The organism is Sphingomonas sp. P4_D12 (genome assembly GCF_056401895.1).
In genome coordinates this window covers 61,914-83,137 of sequence record NZ_JBFUIL010000005.1, presented here as the reverse complement: position 1 = coordinate 83,137, position 21,224 = coordinate 61,914, and the positions used below count along the sequence as shown (strand labels likewise).

Sequence of the window (21,224 nt, the reverse complement as noted above, 5' to 3'; positions counted from 1 at the left end):
CCCAAACCCATGTTGCAAAGCGCTCCTCCTTTTCTTTCCTGGACCGGCAAGCCGATCGTGCTCGTCGGGTTGATGGGCGTCGGCAAGTCGACCGTCGGCCGCCGCCTCGCGGCGCGGCTGCATTTGCCCTTCGCGGACGCCGATACCGAGATCGAGGAAGCCGCGGGCATGTCCGTCAGCGAAATTTTCGAAAAATTCGGTGAAGCGTATTTCCGCGACGGCGAACGCCGCGTCATCGCTCGCCTGGTCGACGGCAAACCCAAGGTGATCGCCACCGGCGGCGGCGCGTTCATCAACGATGAGACGCGCGCGCTGATCCTCGATCAATCGATCGCGATCTGGCTCGACGCTCCGACGCGGATCCTGGCCGAACGCGTCGGCCGCCGCGACACACGCCCCTTGCTGCGCAACCGCAACCCGCGCGAGGTGCTCGACGAACTCGCCGCCGTGCGCAATCCGATCTATGCGCAGGCACCGATTCGCATCGCCAGCGACCAAGCGCCGCACGAATCGGCCGTCAACGCCATCCTGAAAGCCCTCGGCCTGTGACCATCGTTCCCGTTTCGCTCGGTTCGCGCAGCTACGACATCGTGATCGAGCGCGGACTGCTCGGCCGCGCCGCCGAACATTTGAAGCCGCTGTCGCGCGGCAGGTCGATGGCGATCGTCAGTGACGCCAATGTCGCGCCGCATCTCGCCACGCTGCAGGCCACGCTCGCCGCCGCCGGCATCGCGAGCGAAGCGATCGTGCTACCCCCCGGGGAAGCGACCAAAAGCTGGATGCAACTTGAGGCAGTGACCGACCAATTGCTCGCGCACGGCGTCGAGCGCGGCGATCATGTCATTGCGCTGGGCGGTGGCGTGATTGGCGATCTGGTCGGGTTTGCCTGTTCGATCGTCAAGCGCGGCTGCGGCTTCGTCCAGATACCGACCACCTTGCTTTCCCAGGTCGACAGTTCGGTCGGCGGCAAGACCGCGATCAACACGCACGCCGGCAAGAATCTGATCGGCGCGTTCCACCAGCCCGGATTGGTGCTGATCGATCCCGACGTTCTCGACACCTTGCCCACACGCGAGACCCGAGCCGGCTATGCCGAGGTGGTCAAATACGGCCTGATCGACGATTTCGCCTTCTTCGAATGGTGCGAGGCGAATGGCGAAAAGCTGCTTGCCGGCGACCCAGAGGCGCGCGAACATGCCATCGCGCATTCGGTCGGTGCCAAGGCGCGGATCGTCGCCGAGGACGAACGCGAGACGACCGGCAAGCGCGCCTTGCTCAATCTTGGCCATACGTTCGGCCATGCGCTGGAAGCGGAGACGGGGTTTTCCGACCGCTTGCTCCATGGCGAAGGCGTCGCAGCGGGCATGGCGCTGGCCTTCGCCTATTCGGCACGGCGCGGACTTTGCCCGAGCCAGGATGCCGGGCGCGTCGCCGCCCATCTGCGCACCGTCGGCCTGCCCGACGGGATCAAGGCCGCAGGAATAACCGCAAGCGGCGCGACGTTGGTCGACCATATGCGCCACGACAAGAAGATGGACGCGGGCACCCTGCCCTTCCTGCTCGCGCACGGAATCGGACGAACCTATCTCGACCATTCGGTCGACCTTGCCGACGTCGAGGCATTCCTCGACGCCGAGCAGTGACCAGGAAGCACCTCGTTCGCATCGCGCTGCTGACGCTCGGGTGCGTGGTCTATCTGCCGGCGATGGTCTTGATGATCATTCGCGTTGCCGGACCAATCGAACTCCAGGCGTTGTTCGACTGGCTGGCCGGGCGGTGCGCCAGCGATTGCAACGGCTGGAACGTGCTGGCGACGGCAATCCAGATTGCGCCGATCGTTGTCACCGGACCGGTGTTGGCCTGGATCGGAATCATCTGGGTACGTCGCGGCCGGCGTTCCGACCGCGAGGCTGAGGCGATCGCCGACCATTTCGCAACGGCGCCCGATCGCATCTCGCCCCATGCGATCGACGAAGACGGGGATCGCTATCTGTACCGCGATCGTCAGGGGCGACTTCGCCCCGTTTATGCGCCACCCGCTCCATCGCCGAAGATCGACACGCGGCGATAGATGAGCTGTACGATCAGGCTTACCGTCATGCCGGGCTCGTCCCGGCATCCACCGTGCCGTAAACCCAATTGCCGATGGGTATTGCTGCGCAGTGGATGCCGGGACGAGCCCGGCATGACGATTGAGCGCCCATAGGGATATGCCGCATTAGAGATAGACCGCACGACGAGCGGTATCACATGCCGCTGCGCGCAACGCTCCACGCCAACCATAGCCAGCCCGCAATCAGGGCCAGCCCGCCGATCGGCGTGATCGCACCGAACCAGCGCGGAGCGCCCAGCGCCATCAGGTAGAGCGTCCCGGCAAAGATTAGCCCGCCGATTACGAACAATGCCGCCGGACCTTTCGCCGCCATCTTCAACGCGACCAGTGCGGCTACGGCGTGGATCAGCTGATATTGCCCGCCGGTCTTGAGCCATTCGGCCGCCTGCCCGGAGGCGCCATGGGCGCCGAAAGCGCCCGCACCGACCGCCAATGCACCCGACAACGCGGCCAGGATCGCGATCCAGTTCATGGTTCCTGCCCTCGCCCCAATTCCTCGGCACCCACCGGCTCTGACGCGGCGTCGGCGTCGACCGCAAGCTCGCGGCGAGTCGCGGCGAAAATCTCCTCGCGCTCGTCGCTCGTGATGATGCGGTCGCGCGCGGCGCGCACGTCGCCGGTTTCATATTGCGCCTTCAGTCGTTCCTTGTCGCGGGCACGATACATGTCCTCGGCGCGCTCGGCTTCGGCCGGATCGATGTCGATCGCCGCCATCGCCATGCGGCCCATCTTGATCGCCGATTCCATTACTTCACGCACAACACCGGCGATCGGCGAGCCTTTGAGTTTGATCAGCGCGCGCCGGTCATAGGTGCGTGCGAAGATCGCAGCCTTGGGAAAAGCTTCATGCACGCCCTCGATCAAATCGCCGTCGAGCTGGTCGCCGTCGATACAGAACAGGATCAGCTCGGCCTCGCTCGCGCCGGCCTGGCGCAGCAGGTCGAGCCGGGTCCCATCGCCATAATAGACTTTGGCGCCGAAATCGGCGGCGACGTCGATCATCTCGATATCGGTATCGATCAGCGTCACCGGCACGCCGGCGGCGATCAGCATCTGCGACACGGTCTGGCCGAACCGTCCATAACCCACGACCAGCGCGTTGGCGCCGTCGGCGCGCGGCCCCTCGCGATCGCCCGTGACCTGGGGCGCCTCGCGGAATCGCGCGGTCACCATCATCAGGAACGGCGTCGTCGCCATCGACAAGGTGACCACCGCGCTGAAGACGCTGACCGCCGCGGGCTCGATCAGGAACGCGCGTTGCGCCTGCGCGAATAAGACGAAGCCGAACTCGCCGCCCTGGCTGAGCAACAGGCCGAGCGCCAACGCCCCGCGCCAGTTCATGCGGAACGCCATGCCGATCGCGAAGATGATCGCCGCCTTGGTCGCGATTAGCGCCAGCGCCATACCGATGACGAAGAACGGGCGATCGGCAATCACCTGGAGATCGAGCAACATGCCGACCGCCAGGAAGAACAGCCCGAGCAGGATCGAGCGGAACGGCTCGACGTCCGCTTCCAGCTCATGGCGATACGGCGAATCGGCCAGCATTACGCCCGCGACGAACGCGCCCAGGGCAGTCGACAAATGCAGATATTCCATCACCGCCGCCGATGCGGTGACCGTGAACAAGGCGGCGAAGACGAACATCTCGCGCTCGCCGAGATTGCCGATCACTCGGAACAAGGGCCGCAACAGATACCGGCCCGCCAGCACCAGCCCGGTAATCGCCAGCACAGTGTAAATGAACAGCAGATAGCCCGGCGGCCCCTGCTGATCCGCCGGGTTGCGCGACAGGATCGTCACCAGCGTGATCAGCGGGACGATCGACAAGTCCTGGAACAGCAGGACCGCGAAGGCGCGTTCGCCGAACGGGGTGCGCAACCGCCCGGCCGATTGCAGCATCGGCAGCACCTGCGCGGTCGACGACAGGGCTAGCGGCAGGCCGAGGACCAAAGCGGCCTGCCATGAAAAGCCGGCGATGCCGTGGACGATCAAAGTGATCGCCAGACCGCAGGTCAGCACCTGGATCAGGCCGATCGCGAAAATGTCCTGCTTCATCTTCCACAGGCGCGACAAATTGAGTTCGAGCCCGACGATGAACAGCAGCAGCGTGATGCCGAGCTCGGCGACGCTGATCTTCCCTTGGGCGTCCCCGATCAAATTGAGCGCTTGTGGTCCGATCAACGCGCCGGCGACGAGGAAGCCCAAGGTCGCGCCCAGGCCGAGACGGCGGAACAACAGAACGAACACCATCCCGACGCCGAGCATGACGACGCCGTCGCGGAGCATCGATGCGCCGTGCATCAGGAGTCGTTTCCGGTGGTCGAAGCGGCCGCGATCGCCGCCGCTTCCGCCGCCGCCTCGAACGCCAGGCGAATCGAGGGATGGCGCGCGGTGACCGTCAGCGCGGGGGTGAAGATGTCGAGATCGGGCCAGCCCGGCGCCGGGCCTTCTCCCGCCAGCCATGCCGTCAGCTCGTCGCGCGCCGTTGCGAGTTCGGCCGGGCTCTTGCCGAGGATATTGGCGGCAAGTAGCGAGGACGAGGCTTGGCCCAGCGCGCAGGCACGCACCAGCATCCCGACCTCACTGACGCGACCAGCGGCCAGATTGACGTCGACGGTCACGCGGCTGCCGCAGATCGGAGAGCGTTTCTCGCTCGATCCCATCGGATCGGCGAGGCGCCGATGATGCGGAATCGACGCCGCGAGCCGCAGGATTTCAGTGTTGTAGAGCGGCGCGTTCATCCTGACGGCCATGTAGGCGAGCGTAACGAAAAGCGCGACCCCTTCGGCCCAATTAGCGCGCAGAATGTGAACGATGCGGCCCCGCCTTGCCGGCCTTGTTGGTGACGATGGCACCGCCCGTATTACCCGGCTCCGCTGCATCGTCGGCGTTGGCGGTGGTGTCGCTCGCATTGTCGCTGCCGAACATCGGCTGCCCCTTGCGCCGCTTGGCGACGAAGTCGGCGACGAACGCACTGGTCGCATTGAGCAACGGATAGGTGCGGGACTTGGTCAGCCAGGCCGGGCGCAGCTTCGGGCCGCCGTCGATCGTATCGTAGACCAAGACCAGCAGCAGGAAGGCGAGGCTGGCGAGAATCAGGCCCTTGAGCGCGCCGAACCCGAATCCCATCGCGCGGTCGAGCGGCCCCAGGATCGATTGCTTGGTGCGCTGGCCCATCGCACGCGCGAGCATCCGCCCGCCGAAATAGGCAATTCCCGCGATCAACGCGAAGGCGAGGATAGCGGCGCCCGAACTCGTCCCGACAATACCGGTCAATGCGGCGGTCGCGGGCGTGTGCAGCGCCTTGAGCGCGAACACCACGAGCACCCAGGCGAGCAGCGACAGAACCTCGGTCACGAAACCGCGCCACCAGCCGAGCGCCGCGGCTGCGCCAACGCCCAGAAGGACGGCGATATCTAATCCAGTCAGCCCCATACCCGGTCCGACAGCTAGCCCCGACCCAGCATATGGTCAACGAGTTGACCGAGCGTGCGGAAACCACTGATCTTGATTCCGCTCTCGCTCTTGGTCGATGCGGGCCCCAGCGCGCGGTCGAACCCCAGCTTGGCGGCCTCCTTCATCCTGAGCGGCGCATGCGCGACCGGGCGGACTTCGCCCGACAGCGCGATCTCGCCGAACGCGACCGCATCGGCCGGCACCGGCCGCTCGCTCAGGGCCGAGATCAACGCCGCCGCGACGGCAAGGTCCGCCGCCGGATCCTGCACGCGATAACCGCCGGCAATGTTGAGATAGACTTCGCAGGTCGAGAAGCTGAGCCCGCACCGCGCCTCGAGCACTGCCAGGATCATCGCCAGCCGGCCCGAATCCCAGCCGACCACCGCGCGCCGCGGCGTCGCGCCCGAAGCGAGCCGGACGACCAGCGCCTGGATCTCGACCAGGACCGGGCGCGTGCCCTCCAGCGCGGGGAAGACGGTCGCGCCGGTCATTCCGTCCTCGCGATGGGTCAGGAACAAGGCCGACGGGTTGGCGACCTCGTTCAGGCCCGACGTCTCCATCGAAAATACACCGATCTCGTCCGTCCCACCGAAACGGTTCTTGATCGCGCGCAGGATGCGATATTGGTGGCTGCGCTCGCCCTCGAAGCTGAGCACGGTGTCGACCATGTGCTCGAGCACGCGCGGGCCGGCGATGCTGCCGTCCTTGGTGACATGCCCGACCAGCACCACCGCGCTGCCGCGTTCCTTGGCGAAGCGAATCAATTCCTGGGCCGACGCGCGCACCTGACTGACCGTCCCCGGCGCGCCCTCGATCAAGTCCGAATGCATCGTCTGGATCGAATCGATCACCAGCAACGCCGGCCGCGGCCCCTGCCCCAGGGTCGTCAGGATATCGCGAGTCGATGTCGCGGCGCCCAGTTCGACCGGAGCGTCGCCCAGCCCGAGGCGGCGCGCGCGCAGCCGCACCTGATCGGCCGCTTCCTCACCCGACACATAGACGACACGCTCGCCGCGCCGCGCCAGACACGCCGCCGCCTGCAGCAACAGCGTCGACTTACCGATCCCCGGATCGCCGCCGATCAAGGTCGCCGATCCTTCGACGAATCCGCCACCCAGCGCACGATCGAGTTCGGCGATCCCCGTCACCAGGCGATCGGGCAGCGTCACTTCGGCATCGAGCCCGATCAGCGCGATCGCCCGCCCGCCCGATTGCAGATTATGCTTGGCCTGGAACGGCGTGACATTGCCGCCGACCTCCTCGACCAACGTGTTCCATTCGCTACAATCAACGCACTGCCCCTGCCACCGGGTCGCGACCGATCCGCAAGCCTGACAGACGTACCGTTTCTGAGGTTTGGCCATGGCGCGGTGTTTATCCGAAACGGAACGATTAGGGAACATCGATATTCCCTTGCCGTTAAAGGGATCGTCGCCGGACGATTAGCTTGCCGGCCGCGCCGGGATCGTCAGCCCCTTCTGCACCGCCGGTCGCGCCAGACCACGCTCCAGCCAGGCCGCGACATTCTTGAACGTGTCGAACTCGACGAGGTCGCGCGCTTCGTAGAAGCCGATCAGGTTCCGCACCCAGCCCAAGGTCGCGATATCGGCGATCGTGTACTCGTCGCCCATGATCCAGGTGCGGCAATCCAGCCGTCCGTCGAGCACGCCGAGCAGCCGCTTGCTTTCCGCCACGTAGCGGTCGCGCGGACGCTTGTCCTCATAGTCCTTGCCGGCGAATTTGTTGAAGAAGCCGAGCTGGCCGAACATCGGTCCGACGCCGCCCATCTGCCACATCAACCAGGCGATCGTCTCCCACCGCGCAGCGGCGTCGGCGGGGATGAACTTGCCGCTCTTGTCGGCGAGATAGAGCAGGATCGCGCCGGTTTCGAACAGCCCCATCGGTTTGCCGCCGGGTCCATCTGGATCGATGATCGCGGGGATTTTGCCGTTGGGATTGAGGCTCTCGAACTCGGGCGACTTTTGATCGTCGGTCGCGAAATCGACCAGATGCGCCTCATAAGGCAGCCCGATTTCTTCGAGCATGATCGTCACCTTCACCCCGTTGGGCGTTGGCAGGCCGTAATATTGGAGGACATTCGGATCGGCCGCAGGCCACTTCTTGGTGATCGGAAAGGACGACAGATCGGCCACACGGCATCTCCCTGGGCTTGGGTCTGGGGAGTAGATAGGCAAGCCGCCCGCGCACCGCTATGGGCGTTGGATGCAACCAGGCGATCTTCGTGTCGCGCTGTTCAGCGGTAACTACAATTACACGCGGGACGGCGCCAATCAGGCGCTCAATCTGCTGGTCGGGCATTTGCTCGATCGCGGGGTGAAGGTGCGTGTCTATTCGCCGACAGTCGACGAACCCGCCTTTCCGCCGACCGGAGACCTGGTGAGCGTGCCGGCAATCCCGATGCCGGCCGGCCGTGCGGAGTATAAATTGGCCCGCGGCTTGCCGAAAAAGGTGCGCGCCGACCTGGAGGCGTTCGCCCCCAACCTCGTCCACGTATCCGCGCCGGAGATCCTTGGTCACCGCGCGGTGACCTGGGCGCGACGGAACAACCTCGCCTCGGTCGCCTCTTTCCACACGCGGTTCGAAACCTATCCGCGTTATTATCGCATCGGCTTCGTCGAGCCGTTGCTGATCGGCATGCTGAAGCGCTTCTACAATCGGGTCGACGAAGTGGTCGTGCCCTCACCCTCGGTCGCCGATCTGATCAAGTCATGGGGCGTGACGGTTCCGGTCAGCATCTGGTCGCGCGGCGTCAATCACGAGCGTTTCAATCCCGGCCGGCGCGACCTCGCCTGGCGCCGCTCGCTGGGCATCGCCGATGACGAAGTGGCGGTCGGCTTTCTCGGCCGGCTGGTGCTCGAAAAGGGCCTCGACATCTTCGCCGACGTGGTCAACGAGCTGGCCCGGCGCGGCATCCGTCACAAGGTGCTGGTGGTCGGCGACGGCCCAGCGCGCGACTGGTTCGCCGATCGCGTGCCCGGCGCGGTGTTCGCCGGTTTCCAGAGCGGCGACGATCTCGGCCGAGCGGTGGCGGGGATGGACGTATTCTTCAATCCTTCCGTCACCGAGACGTTCGGCAATGTCACCTCGGAAGCGATGGCGGCGGGGGTCGCGGTGGTTGCCGCGCGCGCGACCGGCGCGGTCGATCTGGTCGAAGAGGGCGTCAACGGATTTCTCGTCCCGCCGCGCGACGTCAACGCCTATGCCGACGCGATCCAGCGGCTGATCGAGGACGATCCGCTGCGCGCCTCGGCCGGCGCATCGGGACATGCCAAGGCGCAGGCCTATGTCTGGGGTCCGGTCAACGAAAAGGTGCTGCAGACCTATCTCGACGTGATGGCGCGGCGCGGCGCCTGAGCCCCCGGCTCGAGTCCGAGGTCGCGGCCGATCGCCTCGACATCGGCGCCGGCGGGCACCAGCCGCCACGTGCCAGGACGGCTGGTATCGACCAGCGTCACTGCGCCTTTGGGACAGACGCCCAGGCATTTGACCTCGATCAGCCCCACCGGCGATTTGCGTCCCTTTTTGAGCCCAAAACGCTTGCGCAACGCTTTGCAGAGACTGGTCCTGCCCTTGCGCCCAAACCCGCCGTCGAGCTTCTTGGAACATTTCGAGCAGACCAGGATCGCCCCCGACCAGCGACTCTCGATCCCCCGACCCAGCGCGCCGAGTTGGGGGGTAACTAGCTCGTCGGTCGCCACGCGCGGTTTTCCTCGGCGGCACGCAAGACGTCATAGGCAGCCTGGATCGCCTGAAAGCGCTTTGCCGCTTCCTCGTCCCCTTGGCGCACGTCCGGGTGCCATTCCTTGGCTAGCTTGCGCCATGCGGCACGGACGGCATCGAAATCGGCGTCCGAATCGAGTTCGAGCACGTCGAGCGCGCGCATTTCGTCGCGCGATCGGCTGCCGTCGCCCGATCCGCCCCAACCATAATGCCGTGCCTCGGCATAACCGTTCGCCGTGCGCGTCTCGGCCGCTTCGCGCTCGGCCGCTTCTTCTGCGCTCAGGCCCTCAAAATAATTCCAGCCGCGATTATACTCGGCGGCGTGGTCCTGGCAGAAATACCAGCGCTCGGGGCTATTGGGCGATTTGGGCGCCGGGCAATTGCCGGGCTGATCGCACCCATGGCGGTCGCACATCCGCACCCGTGTCGCCTCGCGCGTCGAGCCGTAGCTGCCCCAGCGGGGAAAGCCCCAGTTATCGGATCGGGTCGGACGCGCCATGTGCGCGACATAGGCAGACGCGCCGCGGATTGCCACCGGCATAGGTTGGAAATTGAGCGTTCCGTACAAATGCGGGTGTCGCGGCATGCGAGTAAATCGCATGCCGTCGGTCCTCGCTGTGCGAGGCCGGCCGCGCTCATGCGCACGCTTCGCGTGCCGGCGATTAGCTTCCGCTAATCGCCGTGCATGAGCGCCAGAGGGTCTGTAAGCCGGGTTCTGTCCACCGCTCGCGCGGATGGGCGACCATTCCTCTAGGACGACGCTTGCGCGCCGCCTCAAGCAACCAACCCGGGCGACGGGTGGGAACACACCCATATGCCGCCCCTATTCGGTCTTGCTCCCGGTGGGGTTTGCCATGCCGCCGCTGTTACCAGAAGCGCGGTGCGCTCTTGCCGCACCCTTTCACCCTTACCTCCCGGCGAACCGGGTTGGCGGTCTGCTCTCTGTGGCACTTTCCCTGGGGTCACCCCCGGCGGGCGTTACCCGCCACCGTCGTTCCGCGGAGCCCGGACTTTCCTCGGGGATGCAAGCATCCACGCGGCCGCCCGACCCTCTGGCAGGCGCGGCCTAGCGCGCCAATCGCCGAAAGGCCAGCCACGTCCAATAAATGCCCGCGGCACGATCCGCCGCCTGCATCGATTCGATCCGCACTTCGCGTTCCATCTGCAAGCCGTTCGCGCTCGCCAGATCGACGGTCGCAGGCACCGATGCCTCGTGCAGGGTCTGGCTCGGCGTGCTCGGCCCCTGTCGCAGCGAGATCAGGATCAGGCCTCCAGCCACCGTCAGCTCGACGATATTGGGCATCGATCGCGCACGATCGCGATCGTCGAGGTGCTGCCACACCGCGGATAGGAGGGTGACGTCGAATCCGCGTGCCGGTGGCGGCGAAATGGCAAGGTCCGGCAGCATGCCGTCGCACCAGTCGATCCTGGCGGTCCCGTGCAGGTGCATCCCGACCTCGCGCAGCGCCGCGACGGGTTCGACCGCGGTCACCTCATATCCTCGCCGGCTGAGCCACGCCGCATCCCGGCCGGTGCCAGCGGCGATATCGACGATGCGCGCGGGCGGTGGGGGAAACATATCGAGGAACGGTCCGAGCAGCTTTTCGCTCGATACCGCTTCGGATCGCTCGACGAACGAACCGGTCGTTGCGGTGGCGTACTCGTCGAGCACGCGCTCGATCGATCGCTTACTCATCCCCCTGCGGCTTCGGCAGCAGCAGCGCCAGCAGCAGGCAGCGGCATTCGCCGTCGATCTCGCCGTCGATCAGTTCAGGGCGGAAGCGGCGCTGAAACGCCACGACGGCGGCGAGCTTGTCGGTGACCTCATACCCGAACCGTTCGAGCGCGAGCAGGAAGCCGGCGTCGGTCCACAACGGGTCCATCAGATTCTTGGTTGGGCGCGGCAGCGCGAGACGCAGGCGCGCCAGCTGGGCCCAGGGGAAAAGCTCGCCGGGATCCTGCTTCCTGGTCGGCGCGATGTCGGAGTGGCCGACAATGTTGCCGCGGGTGATCTCGTAGCGATCCTTGATCTCGGCCAGCAGCGGGACCAGCGCCTCGATCTGCGCGGGCGCGAACTCGCGATAGCCGAATTCGTGGCCGGGATTGACCAATTCGATCCCGATCGAGGCCGAATTGACGTCGGTGATCCCGCGCCAATGCGATTGCCCGGCGTGCCAGGCACGCTTGTCCTCGGCCACCAGACGATGAATCGTGCCATCCTCGTCGATCAGATAATGCGCCGACACCTCCGCCGCTGGATCGGTCAGGCGCGCCAGCGCGGCCCCCGCGCTTTGCATGCCGGTATAATGCAGCACGATCATCGAAACCGGCAGCTGCCGCTCGTTGAAATTGGGCGACGGGGTTTCGACGATGCTCACGCCCGCTGGATTGCGGCGAAGCGCGGCGAAAGTAAACCGTCCCGCTGCTTCCGGAATCACGCAGCCGCGGCGGCGGCCCAGTTCGGCTCGTACAGTCCACGATAGCGCTGGCTGGGGCGGAACGCGTCGGTCTGGCCGATCACGGTCTCGCCGGCGCCAAGCACCAATACCCCATCGGGCCGCAGCACTTGCGCGAGCCGACCGAGGACCGCGCGGCGCATGTCGAGCGAGAAATACAACAGCACGTTGCGGCACAGGATGACATCGAATCGGCCGATCGGCAGCGAGTCTGCGACCAGGTTCATCCGGCGGAACGAGACCATCCGGGTCAGCCCCGGATTGGCGATCCAGTCGCCGTCGACCGAATCGAACCATTGCATCATCCGGCGGATCGGCAGGCCGCGCTGGATTTCGAACTGGGTGTAACGTCCAGCGCGTGCCTTATGCAGCGCCGATTCGGAGACATCGGTGGCCAGTATCTCCGGCATTTGATGATCGAGCTTTTCGGCGAACAGCATCGCCAAGCTGAGCGGCTCTTGCCCGGTCGAGCAGCCCGCCGACCAGATTCGCGGGCGGCGCGTATCGGGGATCGCCGACACTGCCTGCTCGACGATGTCGAACACCGCTGCGTCGCGGAAGAACGAGCTCTCCTGGTTGAGCAATTCGTCGACCACGCGGTCGGCGAGCGGTCCGCCGCGATCCGCCCGGGTCGCTTCGGCAAGCTTCTCCAGCGTATCGTGACCCGTATCACGCATCACTGGCTTCAGCGCGGTTTCGATGCGCCAGTTACGGTTGGCGCCCATCTGCTGCCCGGTGCGCGCCTCTAGCAGCGCGATGAATTCCGCGACCGCGCCGGCGGGGCGCGGGGTCAGCATGAAGGCCGCCGACGGCGCGCGATCAATTGGCCGATCTCGTCCGGCGGCAGGATCGCGTCGGCGACTCCACCGGCAACCACGGCACCGGGCATACCCCAGACCACCGAGGACGCACGATCCTGGACGACGACACTGCCACCGGCGGCGGACAACTGCCCAGCCCCGATGGCGCCATCGCGGCCCATCCCGCTCAGCATCACGCCGAGCGCGCGCGCGCCATACACCTCAGCCACCGATTGCAGCATCGGGTCGACCGACGGCAGACAGCCACTGACTGATGCCGCGGTCGATAGACGGATCGCCACGCCATCGCCCATCGCCACGCAACGCATATGCGCGCGACCCGGCGCGATCAGGATGCGGCCGGGACGCACGCGGACGCGGTCCTCCGCCACTTCGCATGGTCTATTGGCCAGCACCGCGACCTGCGCGGCGAAATAGGGCATGAACGATTCGGGCAGGTGCTGGGTGATCAGGATCGGCAAGCGGAACTCGGCGGGGATTGCCCGGAGCAATTGGCTGAGCGCGTGGATGCCCCCGGTCGAGGCGCCGATCGCGACGATATCATAGTCGTTCCCCGGCGCGCTGGCCGCCGCCGGCGTCCGCGGTGCGACGATCTCATCAGCCTCGACCAGTCGGACGAGTCGTTCGTTGAGTTGATCGCCGAAGCGCCCGGCAAAGGCGCCGACTTCGGGTTTGACCAGGGTGTCCGCCGCGCCCAGCGCCAATGCTTGGACCGTCGACGCGGCGCCATCGGCGCACGCAGAGGACACGATCAGCACGCGGGCGCCCTGCCCCGCCGCGATCAGGTCGGGCAAGGCGGTCAGGCCATCGACCCCCGGCATTTCGATGTCGAGCAGGATCACGTCGACGCGATGCCGCGCCAGGAACGCCAGCGCCGCCTTGACGTCCTGTACCGCGCCAGCCACCAGGAAACGGTCGCCGCCGTCGATCGCTCGCGCGATCACCGCGCGTGCAACGACCGAATCGTCGACGATCAGGACCGAGGGCGGCGCTTCGAAATCGGGAAAAGGCTTGCTCGCCACCACGGCACCGGTGCGCTTATGCCAGGCCGACGATTTGGAGCTTCGATTCCAGCGTTTCGCGATCGAATGGCTTCATCACATATTCGTCGGCACCCGCTTCGATCGCGGCGCGGATATAGGCCATGCCGTTCTCGGTGGTGCAGAATACAACCTTGGGCCGGCTCGACAGCGCGGTGTCGCGGAGCGCACGCAGGAAATCCATCCCGCTCATCACCGGCATGTTCCAGTCGAGCAGGATCACGTCGGGGACCGACGCCATGCAGCTGTCCAGCGCCTCCTTACCGTCGGCGGCCTCGCTCACCTCGAAATTCAACGTCTCGAGGATATGGCGGGCGACCTTGCGGATCACCTTGGAATCATCGACAACCAGACACGTCTTCATGACCGAAACACCCCGTTACTAGGCCCATCGAAGGGCTTACCCGCCAAACCGTGATCACCCGGTTAATTGATTGCATTCGTGTCGTTTGATGGTCCGTGGACCAGCGCGGTGAGATCGATCGCCAAAATGGGCTCGCCATCGCGCTCGATCGCGCCGCAACCGGCCTGGCGCCATCCGGCGTCGAGCCCGATCCCCGGCGGCAGCGGCGCGGCGACGAACGGCGCGACATCCTCCAAGCTGTCGACCAGCACGGCATAATGATGCCCGTCGACGACCGTGATGACCGCACGCGATCCGGCAATCGCGAGCTTGGGCAGGCCGAGTGCGGCATGCGTGTCGATGACCGTCACCACCCGGCTGCGCAGCGCGGCCAGCCCGCGAATGTGCGGCGCCGCGCGCGGCGTCGGGATGACCGCGCCAATATCGACCACCGACTCGACTTGCGCCGAATCGATCGCGACTCCGCGGCCGGCGATATGCGCGATTAGGAAAAGCTGTTCGCTCATGCCACATTCACCCGTTTGGCGACGGCGGCGAGCAATCCGGCGCGGTCATAGCGATAGACGCGATCGTCGCCGCCGGTATCGCACCGATCATTGCTGAGACGAAGCACGCGGCCGTCGCGTGCCGCGGCCGGAGCGGCATCGGTGGTCAGGATCACCGCCGGCTGTTCGTCCGCGCTCGCCTTGGTCGAAACACGATATCCTGCTTGTTCGAGCACCGGCTTCAGGAAAGTCGCGATCCAGCTGTCCGACTGGCTGTCGATCAGGCAGAGCGGCGCGCCCGCCCGGACGATATCCAGGGCATCGGGACCGAGCAGCCATTGCGGATCGATCAGTTCCACCTGTTCGTCGCCGATCACGACGACCCCCAGGATTGGCCCAGGCTGCGCCGACGGGGAGATGTCGGTCGGAATGGCGACGATGTCGACCGGTTCGGCAATCGCATAGGCGATTTCGGCATCGCCATCCTTGATCCTCAGCACGGCGAGTTGGGCATGGCCTTCGATCTCTCCGAGCGCGGCAAGCGGCACGATGCGATCGTCGACCAACAAGCGCATCCGGCCACCGCTGAACCGCACATTGGACGCGTCGACGGTTTCGACACGGTCGATAATTGCCAGCGGCACCGCGCGGCGACGGCCATCGAGGTCGTCGAACAACAGCGCGTCGGCCAGGACCGCCTCCGGCTCGATCGCCTCCTCCTCTTCGACCGCCGTATCGCGGGTAAAATTGATCCCGGCCGCCGCGGCGACCCCGGCGCAATCGAGCAACAGCATCGGCGAGCCGCTGTCGGGCAAGGTCTGGCCAGCATAGATGCCTGTCGCCATCACTGCAGGCGACGCGGGCTTGATCACCAATTCCTCGTGATCGAGCACCGAATCGACTGCGACCGCGAAACTGCCGCCGCTGGCACTGATGATCGCCAGCATGTCGACCGACATCGGATCGATGGCGCGCAGGCCGAGCAACGCTGCGAGATCGACCAGCGGCATACGGCGATCGCGCACCGTCGCCGCCGGCGTATCGCCCAGCAGATCGACGCGGATCGCATCACCGGAGACATGGACGATTTCCTCGATCGCCTGGCGCGTGACCGCAAAACGCTGGCCGGCGATGCCGATGACGATCGCCGGGATGATCGACAATGTCAGCGGCACGTGGATCAGGATCCGCAGTCCGCGGTCCTTGGCGTTGACCAGATCGATTCGTCCGCCGATCTGTTCGATATTGGCGCGGACGACGTCCATCCCGACGCCCCGGCCGGAAATCGCGGTAACTTCGTCCTTGGTCGACAGTCCGGGTTCGAAGATCAGGTCGAGCTTGGCGCGCTCGCTCAGCATCGACAGATCGCGGCCGCGCGACTGGCCCGACGACGTGAGTTTCTGAACCAGGCGATCGGTATCGATCCCACGGCCGTCGTCCGCGACTTCGAGGATGATCTGATTACCCGACTGGCGCGCCGAAACGACCAGTCGGCCGACTTCGCGTTTGCCGAGCGCGCGGCGTTCCGCGGCGCTTTCGATGCCGTGGTCGATCGAATTGCGGATGATGTGGACGAGCGGATCGCGCATCATCTCGATCATCTCGCGATCGAGTTCGACGTCGGATCCCTCGATCTGGAGCTGCACCGATTTGCCGACTTCGGCCGCAGTGTCGCGGACCATGCGCGGCAAGGCCGAGAACAAGGCGTCGACCTTTTGCATACGCGTCCGCGTCACGGTGTCGCGCATCTCCGCCACGGTCAGCGACAGGCGGTCGAGCGCGGCTTCGATCGTCGGGTCGACATTCTGGTCGCGCATGCGGCGCGCGAGTTCGTTGCGCGCCAACACCATGTCCGACATGCCCGACATCATGCGGTCGAGCAGATCGGTCGACAGCCGTACGCTGCGATTGCCGACGCGCTGAGCCGTCGGCGCCTGCTGCGCCGCCGGGGCGACCGCCTCGGCACCGGCATTGAGCGCGGCGATCAGCAATTCTTCGCCGCTATCGTCGAGCGCGGCACCGGCATCGATCGCCTCGACGATCTCGCCGATGCGGTCAACGATCGCCAGCACCGCGGTGACCAATTTCTGGTCGGGGCTCCGCTCGCCCGACCGTACAGCGGCCAGCACGTCCTCCGCGGCGTGACTCAGGCGCGCCAGGCGCGGCAGGTCGAGAAAGCCGCAGCTTCCCTTCACCGTGTGGACGAAACGGAAAATGGCATCGAGCCGCGCACGGTCGGCCGGGTCGGCTTCCCACGCGACGATCTCGCCCGAGAGCGCGTCTAGCGTCTCGCGCGTTTCGGCAATGAATTCCTGGAGCAGGTCGTCCATGGGTCCCCGAGCATGATGCGCGGTTCGACCTTGGACGAGCAGTGGTAAAAGAGACGTTTACCCGGCGCGAATTGTCACGCCGAACAGCAACACCGGAGCATCGGGCTCGGAGATCTGCACACTACCGTCACCCTCGCTGACCAACGAATGGATCAGATAGGCCGCTGCGGCGCGTGGCGTGATGGCCGTGTCGCCCTGTTCGCCGAGCAACGTCGTGCGCAATTCCTGATCGAGCACCAGCCGCGGCCCTTCGGCGCGCACCACGATCTCGATATTGCCCGCATTCTCCTCGGCGCCGATATCGAGTTGCCCACCGCGCACCAGGGCGTCGCCGGCGATCAGCGCGAGGTTGAGCAGCACCTTGGTCGCGGGCTTGGGCAAGGTCGCTTCCTCGACCATCCAGCCGATCGTCAGCTTGGCATTGTCGCCGAACAACCCTTCGATCGCCGAGCGCGTCTCCCGCGTATCGACCTTTTCGCCGAAACCGCCCGCCGCGCCGAACGCGAGGCGGAAGAATTTGAGCTTGTTGGCCGACGCCCGAGCGCTTTCGTTGAGCAATTCGAGGCAACGCGCACGCATTTCCGGGTCATGCTCGTCGGCGAGCAATTCGAGCCCGTTATTGAGCGCACCCACCGGGCTGAGCAGGTCATGGCACAAACGCGAGCAGAGCAAGCTGGCGAAATCGACCGAGGTCATGGTCATTACGGACGTTTCTTTCCTATCGTTGCCTGTCTTCTGGCGTAGGGAGACGCGACCCGCAACCTGCTAAGCGCTCGATTCGGCAAGTCCGGCCAAGATTTCGCGCGCCTCGACATCCGCCTCTTCGAGCAAATCATCTTGGCTCGGGTCTTCGGCAAGAATGCGCAGATCATTCGTCAACTCAAGCTGAGCTGACCGCGGCAACCGACGGACGATAAAGCGCATGCACATCCATTTGTGCCCGCCATCATCACCGCGCAGCACCCGGCGGACCGGTTCTAGCATCGGTTCGCCAATTGTCGCCAGATAGTCGATCAATGGGCCCGCGACTGGCCAATTGCCATCGGCGGTCCAGCGCATCAAATCATCTAGGATCGGCGCGATTGCGGGATAGCCCGCAGCGGCGATCAGCGGCACCATGTCCTCGTCGGTCTTGTCACGGGGGATCAGGTGTCGCACCTCGCCAGTCGCCATTGGGACGTGCTGGAAGCCCCTGATTGTATGGCTCACGGTCGGTATCGCCACACACTGCCCGTCACGCTGCTCAACTGAATGCTCGGCCCAGCTATAGACCGGCTCCTCGACAGCTAGCCATGCAGCTACATCGTCGCCGGCGACGATGACCCAAATCTTGCCGTCGATATCCGCCATCTCAGCGTCACGCCGTGACGGTTTTACCACCCCGTTCGGATGTGAATGCCAATAGCCGATCAATCGCGGCCCGCCCGCCCGCTCGGCGCGAAGCGCTGCAAAAAGCGCGGCTGGATCGATCTCGAATTCAATGTCCGGACGCTCGGCGACATTTTGCGTTCCCTGCCAGCCGGTGATCCGGTCCGCATCACCGAACAGCAGCCCGCACGCCTCGTTAGGATGCGCGCCAGCGGCCGCAGCCCGGATTCCGGCGAGCACTTCTCTTGAAATTTCCAACCTCATTCCCATCTTCCTACACGAATGGTTCCGGGGGTTTCCATCTTCGAAGCAGTGGTTTCGGGCGCGGCCAAAGGCTGGCGGCTCGATCGGGCGCTGGCAGATGCCGTGCCCACATTGTCACGCGAGCGGCTGAAAGCGCTCATCTCGTCGGGCGCGGTCAGCGATCCGTCGGGCGTGTTGATGCGCGACCCCGCCCGCAAGCTCCTTGGTGGCGAAACCTTCACCGTCACCGTGCCCATTCCCCGACCGGCGCATAACGAAGCCCAGGACATCCCGCTCGAAATCGCGTTCGAGGACGAGCATCTGATCGTGATCGACAAGCCTGCCGGGCTTGTCGTCCATCCCGCGGCCGGCAATTTCGACGGCACGTTGGTCAATGCCCTGCTCCATCATTGCGGTGGCAGCCTGTCGGGGATCGGCGGCGTCGCGCGGCCCGGGATCGTCCATCGCATCGACAAGGACACGTCGGGGCTGATGGTCGCGGCCAAGACCGATCGCGCCCATGAAGGCCTCGCCAAGCAGTTCGCCGACCATTCGATCGATCGACGCTATCGCGCGTTGGTCTCGGGTCATCTGACGACCGCCAGCGGCACGATTGACGCGCCGCTCGCGCGCAGTCCACAGAACCGCAAGAAGGTCGCGATCGTTCGCACCGGCAAGCGCGCGGTGACGCATTGGTGCAAGCTCAAGAGCTTGCACGAAGCCGATCTGGTCGAGTGCAAGCTCGAGACCGGCCGCACCCATCAGGTGCGCGTGCACATGGCGTCGATCGGTCACCCCTTGATTGGAGACCCGGTTTATGGTAGAACAAAACAGGTTCACAGGAAGGTTCTGGAAACCCTGAATTTCCGCCGCCAGGCATTGCACGCGGCGCATCTCGGGTTCATCCACCCCATCACAAGAAACGCTTTGTCGTTCGATAGCGAAATCCCAGCGGACATGCGGGAACTCTTCGATACACTCAGCGATTGAGTTTTGTTGCAGTGCGGCATGCCGCCTTTTGAAGGGGCAGGCCGGCTGAAAGGTAAGGGAGACTAGGTCATGGCAAATCGCAGCAACGTCCCCGCGACGATTCCTGCTCTCGGTGGAGAGGCAAGCCTCAACCGCTATCTGGCCGAGATCAAGAAGTTCCCGATCCTGACCCCGGAACAGGAATATATGCTCGCCAAGCGCTTTTCGGAGCATGGCGATACCGAGGCGGCGGCGCAGCTCGTCACTTCGCACCTGCGTCTCGTGGCCAAGATCGCGATGGGCTATCGCGGCTACGGTCTGCCCGTCTCGGAACTGATCAGCGAAGGCAATATCGGCCTGATGCAGGGCGTGAAGAAGTTCGAGCCCGATCGCGGCTTCCGTCTCGCCACTTATGCGATGTGGTGGATCCGCGCCTCGATCCAGGAATTCATCCTGCGCTCGTGGAGCCTGGTCAAGATGGGCACCACCGCCGCGCAGAAGAAGCTGTTCTTCAACCTGCGCCGGATGAAGTCGAAGCTCGACGCGTTCGAGGACGGCGACCTGAGCCCCGAGAATGTCGCCAAGATCGCCAAGGATCTCGGCGTCACCGAGGACGAGGTCACGTCGATGAACCGTCGCATGGCGATGGGCGGCGACACGTCGCTCAACGTCTCGATGCGTGAGGATGGCGAGGGTCAGTGGCAGGATTGGCTGCAGGACGATGCACCGTTGCAGGATTCGGTCGTCGCCGAAGCGCAGGAAGCGGATGTCCGCCACAGCCTGCTGACCGAAGCGATGGACGGTCTCAACGAGCGTGAGCGTCACATTCTGACCGAGCGCCGGCTGACCGACGACCCCAAGACGCTCGAAGAGCTGAGCCAGGTCTATGGCGTGTCGCGTGAGCGCGTTCGCCAGATCGAGGTCCGCGCGTTCGAGAAGCTGCAGAAGGTAATGATGCGGCTGGCCGGCGAAAAGCGGCTGATCGCGGCTTGATTGTCCAACCCCCGGCTGCCGCGGTGCGCGGCGGCCGGGGCGATTGCGCCAAAATCGATCGATGTTCTTGACGCGTTCCCTGTACTGAAGAATATTCCCCTTGAATAACGGAGGGGTAGCATGGGTACGCTAATTACAATTATCTGGCTTGTCGGAACCGTCGCATCGATCTGGTTCATCATTCGGCCGTCATCGTCTCTGCCAATGTATGCCACGCGGGGCCGCGCCATTGCGACTGGGGCAGCGATCTTCGTCGGCCTGCCGATCGTGGGCGCCATCATCGGTATCTCGAGCTTGGCGCCAAGCCAGACCAAATCGACGTCGACGGCAACGGTCGATTCCGGCTCTGCTGCCGATGGCAACAGCCAGAGCGCGGCGGCGGCGCCTGCGTCACCCTGGACCTATGGCGAGAACAAGGATGCGATGCGGGGCACATCGACGAAGTACGCTGCCACGCGAAGCGAAGAGAAATATCAGAACGTTCTCGGCACGGACGAACAAACCACCTCGTTACAGGTTCAAACTGCCGCCAAGGGATACGACGTCGTTATCATCAACCCCAATCTGCAGTTCACCTGTAATTCGCTCACTAGCAAACAGGTGTCTGTCAAATTCGACGATGGCCCAATCGAACGGTTCGGCTGCACCGGAGCGGTGGGCGATGAATTTGGTACTGCGTTCATCAATCCGGGTTCGCGGATTGTCAGCAAGCTGAAGGCCGCCAAAAAGGTTATGATCGAGGCTGAGGTGTTCCAGCGTGGCAACATTCAGATGACCTTCAATGTCGCCGGCCTGAAATTCTGACGCCCTGCGCTCGCGTTGCGGGCTGACCGCCGCCCGAT

At 64.9% G+C, this 21,224-nt stretch carries 24 protein-coding genes and 1 other RNA gene; 7 read left to right on the top strand and 18 right to left on the bottom strand.

What is annotated here, in order from left to right; all coding sequences use genetic code 11:
- The first annotated feature begins 9 nt into the window (after window positions 1-9).
- The 3 genes from AC1DSD_RS10470 to AC1DSD_RS10460 are packed head-to-tail and all read left to right on the top strand — an operon-like array spanning window position 10 to window position 2,071.
- Window positions 10-549, top strand: coding sequence for a shikimate kinase (locus AC1DSD_RS10470; protein WP_478029967.1), 540 nt, complete (start codon window positions 10-12; stop codon window positions 547-549).
- The gene (gene aroB / locus AC1DSD_RS10465) at window positions 546-1,643 is read left to right on the top strand and encodes a 3-dehydroquinate synthase (RefSeq protein ID WP_478029966.1); all 1,098 of its coding nucleotides are present in this window, start codon (window positions 546-548) and stop codon (window positions 1,641-1,643) included. The genes AC1DSD_RS10470 and aroB overlap by 4 nt, the downstream gene beginning before the upstream one ends.
- Window positions 1,640-2,071, top strand: a complete 432-nt coding sequence (locus AC1DSD_RS10460) for a hypothetical protein (protein WP_478029965.1) — start codon at window positions 1,640-1,642, stop codon at window positions 2,069-2,071. Before aroB ends, AC1DSD_RS10460 begins: the two co-directional genes overlap by 4 nt.
- A gap of 175 nt (window positions 2,072-2,246) precedes the next feature.
- Here AC1DSD_RS10460 and AC1DSD_RS10455 read toward each other — a convergent pair whose 3' ends face one another.
- From AC1DSD_RS10455 to AC1DSD_RS10430, 6 genes are all read right to left on the bottom strand, one after another.
- The gene (locus AC1DSD_RS10455; protein ID WP_478029964.1) at window positions 2,247-2,585 is read right to left on the bottom strand and encodes a DUF423 domain-containing protein; all 339 of its coding nucleotides are present in this window, start codon (window positions 2,583-2,585) and stop codon (window positions 2,247-2,249) included.
- Complete coding sequence (locus tag AC1DSD_RS10450; RefSeq protein ID WP_478029963.1) at window positions 2,582-4,417, bottom strand: cation:proton antiporter domain-containing protein; 1,836 nt, start codon at window positions 4,415-4,417, stop codon at window positions 2,582-2,584. Before AC1DSD_RS10450 ends, AC1DSD_RS10455 begins: the two co-directional genes overlap by 4 nt.
- On the bottom strand, window positions 4,417-4,857 hold the full coding sequence (locus tag AC1DSD_RS10445) for an iron-sulfur cluster assembly scaffold protein (RefSeq protein WP_478030461.1): 441 nt from the start codon (window positions 4,855-4,857) through the stop codon (window positions 4,417-4,419). The genes AC1DSD_RS10450 and AC1DSD_RS10445 overlap by 1 nt, the downstream gene beginning before the upstream one ends.
- Before the next feature lie 52 nt (window positions 4,858-4,909).
- Window positions 4,910-5,551: a CvpA family protein gene (locus AC1DSD_RS10440; protein ID WP_478029962.1), complete on the bottom strand. Its 642-nt coding sequence runs from the start codon at window positions 5,549-5,551 to the stop codon at window positions 4,910-4,912.
- A 14-nt stretch (window positions 5,552-5,565) separates the two neighbouring features.
- Window positions 5,566-6,936: a DNA repair protein RadA gene (gene radA / locus AC1DSD_RS10435; protein ID WP_478029961.1), complete on the bottom strand. Its 1,371-nt coding sequence runs from the start codon at window positions 6,934-6,936 to the stop codon at window positions 5,566-5,568.
- 78 nt (window positions 6,937-7,014) lie between these two features.
- Complete coding sequence (locus AC1DSD_RS10430) at window positions 7,015-7,725, bottom strand: glutathione S-transferase N-terminal domain-containing protein (protein ID WP_478029960.1); 711 nt, start codon at window positions 7,723-7,725, stop codon at window positions 7,015-7,017.
- Window positions 7,726-7,795: 70 nt separating this feature from the next.
- Between AC1DSD_RS10430 and AC1DSD_RS10425 the strand changes: the two genes are divergently transcribed.
- Window positions 7,796-8,947 carry a glycosyltransferase family 4 protein gene (locus tag AC1DSD_RS10425; RefSeq protein WP_478029959.1) on the top strand — a complete coding sequence of 384 codons (1,152 nt, stop codon included), beginning with the start codon at window positions 7,796-7,798 and terminating at the stop codon, window positions 8,945-8,947.
- On the opposite strand, the gene AC1DSD_RS10420 is transcribed toward AC1DSD_RS10425, so the two are convergent.
- The 12 genes from AC1DSD_RS10420 to AC1DSD_RS10365 all read right to left on the bottom strand — a co-directional run bounded on the left by AC1DSD_RS10420 (window position 8,914) and on the right by AC1DSD_RS10365 (window position 18,441).
- Window positions 8,914-9,291 carry a (2Fe-2S) ferredoxin domain-containing protein gene (locus tag AC1DSD_RS10420; RefSeq protein ID WP_478029958.1) on the bottom strand — a complete coding sequence of 126 codons (378 nt, stop codon included), beginning with the start codon at window positions 9,289-9,291 and terminating at the stop codon, window positions 8,914-8,916. The two genes, AC1DSD_RS10425 and AC1DSD_RS10420, sit on opposite strands and share 34 nt — an antisense overlap.
- Window positions 9,273-9,812 carry a J domain-containing protein gene (locus tag AC1DSD_RS10415; protein ID WP_478030459.1) on the bottom strand — a complete coding sequence of 180 codons (540 nt, stop codon included), beginning with the start codon at window positions 9,810-9,812 and terminating at the stop codon, window positions 9,273-9,275. Before AC1DSD_RS10415 ends, AC1DSD_RS10420 begins: the two co-directional genes overlap by 19 nt.
- Before the next feature lie 189 nt (window positions 9,813-10,001).
- Window positions 10,002-10,369, bottom strand: an RNA gene (rnpB, locus tag AC1DSD_RS10410) — RNase P RNA component class A.
- 10 nt (window positions 10,370-10,379) lie between these two features.
- On the bottom strand, window positions 10,380-11,009 hold the full coding sequence (locus AC1DSD_RS10405) for a class I SAM-dependent methyltransferase (protein ID WP_478029957.1): 630 nt from the start codon (window positions 11,007-11,009) through the stop codon (window positions 10,380-10,382).
- The gene (locus AC1DSD_RS10400) at window positions 11,002-11,691 is read right to left on the bottom strand and encodes an N-acetylmuramoyl-L-alanine amidase (RefSeq protein ID WP_478029956.1); all 690 of its coding nucleotides are present in this window, start codon (window positions 11,689-11,691) and stop codon (window positions 11,002-11,004) included. The genes AC1DSD_RS10405 and AC1DSD_RS10400 overlap by 8 nt, the downstream gene beginning before the upstream one ends.
- Window positions 11,692-11,747: 56 nt before the next feature.
- Window positions 11,748-12,566, bottom strand: a complete 819-nt coding sequence (locus AC1DSD_RS10395) for a CheR family methyltransferase (protein ID WP_478029955.1) — start codon at window positions 12,564-12,566, stop codon at window positions 11,748-11,750.
- On the bottom strand, window positions 12,560-13,612 hold the full coding sequence (locus AC1DSD_RS10390) for a chemotaxis protein CheB (protein ID WP_478029954.1): 1,053 nt from the start codon (window positions 13,610-13,612) through the stop codon (window positions 12,560-12,562). The genes AC1DSD_RS10395 and AC1DSD_RS10390 overlap by 7 nt, the downstream gene beginning before the upstream one ends.
- Window positions 13,613-13,628: 16 nt before the next feature.
- Window positions 13,629-13,994: a response regulator gene (locus AC1DSD_RS10385; RefSeq protein WP_066589882.1), complete on the bottom strand. Its 366-nt coding sequence runs from the start codon at window positions 13,992-13,994 to the stop codon at window positions 13,629-13,631.
- Between the two features lie 62 nt (window positions 13,995-14,056).
- The gene (locus AC1DSD_RS10380) at window positions 14,057-14,500 is read right to left on the bottom strand and encodes a chemotaxis protein CheW (RefSeq protein WP_478029953.1); all 444 of its coding nucleotides are present in this window, start codon (window positions 14,498-14,500) and stop codon (window positions 14,057-14,059) included.
- A complete protein-coding gene (locus AC1DSD_RS10375) occupies window positions 14,497-16,809 on the bottom strand; it encodes a chemotaxis protein CheA (protein ID WP_478029952.1) in 2,313 nt (770 codons plus the stop codon). Before AC1DSD_RS10375 ends, AC1DSD_RS10380 begins: the two co-directional genes overlap by 4 nt.
- A gap of 57 nt (window positions 16,810-16,866) precedes the next feature.
- Window positions 16,867-17,511, bottom strand: coding sequence for a histidine phosphotransferase family protein (locus AC1DSD_RS10370; RefSeq protein ID WP_478029951.1), 645 nt, complete (start codon window positions 17,509-17,511; stop codon window positions 16,867-16,869).
- 63 nt (window positions 17,512-17,574) lie between these two features.
- Window positions 17,575-18,441, bottom strand: coding sequence for a DUF5071 domain-containing protein (locus AC1DSD_RS10365; RefSeq protein ID WP_478029950.1), 867 nt, complete (start codon window positions 18,439-18,441; stop codon window positions 17,575-17,577).
- 18 nt (window positions 18,442-18,459) lie between these two features.
- Here AC1DSD_RS10365 and AC1DSD_RS10360 point away from each other — a divergent pair, with 18 nt between their 5' ends.
- The 3 genes from AC1DSD_RS10360 to AC1DSD_RS10350 all read left to right on the top strand — a co-directional run bounded on the left by AC1DSD_RS10360 (window position 18,460) and on the right by AC1DSD_RS10350 (window position 21,186).
- On the top strand, window positions 18,460-19,410 hold the full coding sequence (locus tag AC1DSD_RS10360) for an RluA family pseudouridine synthase (protein WP_478029949.1): 951 nt from the start codon (window positions 18,460-18,462) through the stop codon (window positions 19,408-19,410).
- A 69-nt stretch (window positions 19,411-19,479) separates the two neighbouring features.
- Window positions 19,480-20,382 (top strand): RNA polymerase sigma factor RpoH, encoded by a 903-nt coding sequence (gene rpoH, locus AC1DSD_RS10355; RefSeq protein WP_066809596.1) that lies wholly within the window; start codon window positions 19,480-19,482, stop codon window positions 20,380-20,382.
- A 120-nt stretch (window positions 20,383-20,502) separates the two neighbouring features.
- Window positions 20,503-21,186 (top strand): hypothetical protein, encoded by a 684-nt coding sequence (locus AC1DSD_RS10350; protein ID WP_478029948.1) that lies wholly within the window; start codon window positions 20,503-20,505, stop codon window positions 21,184-21,186.
- Window positions 21,187-21,224: the final 38 nt, after the last annotated feature.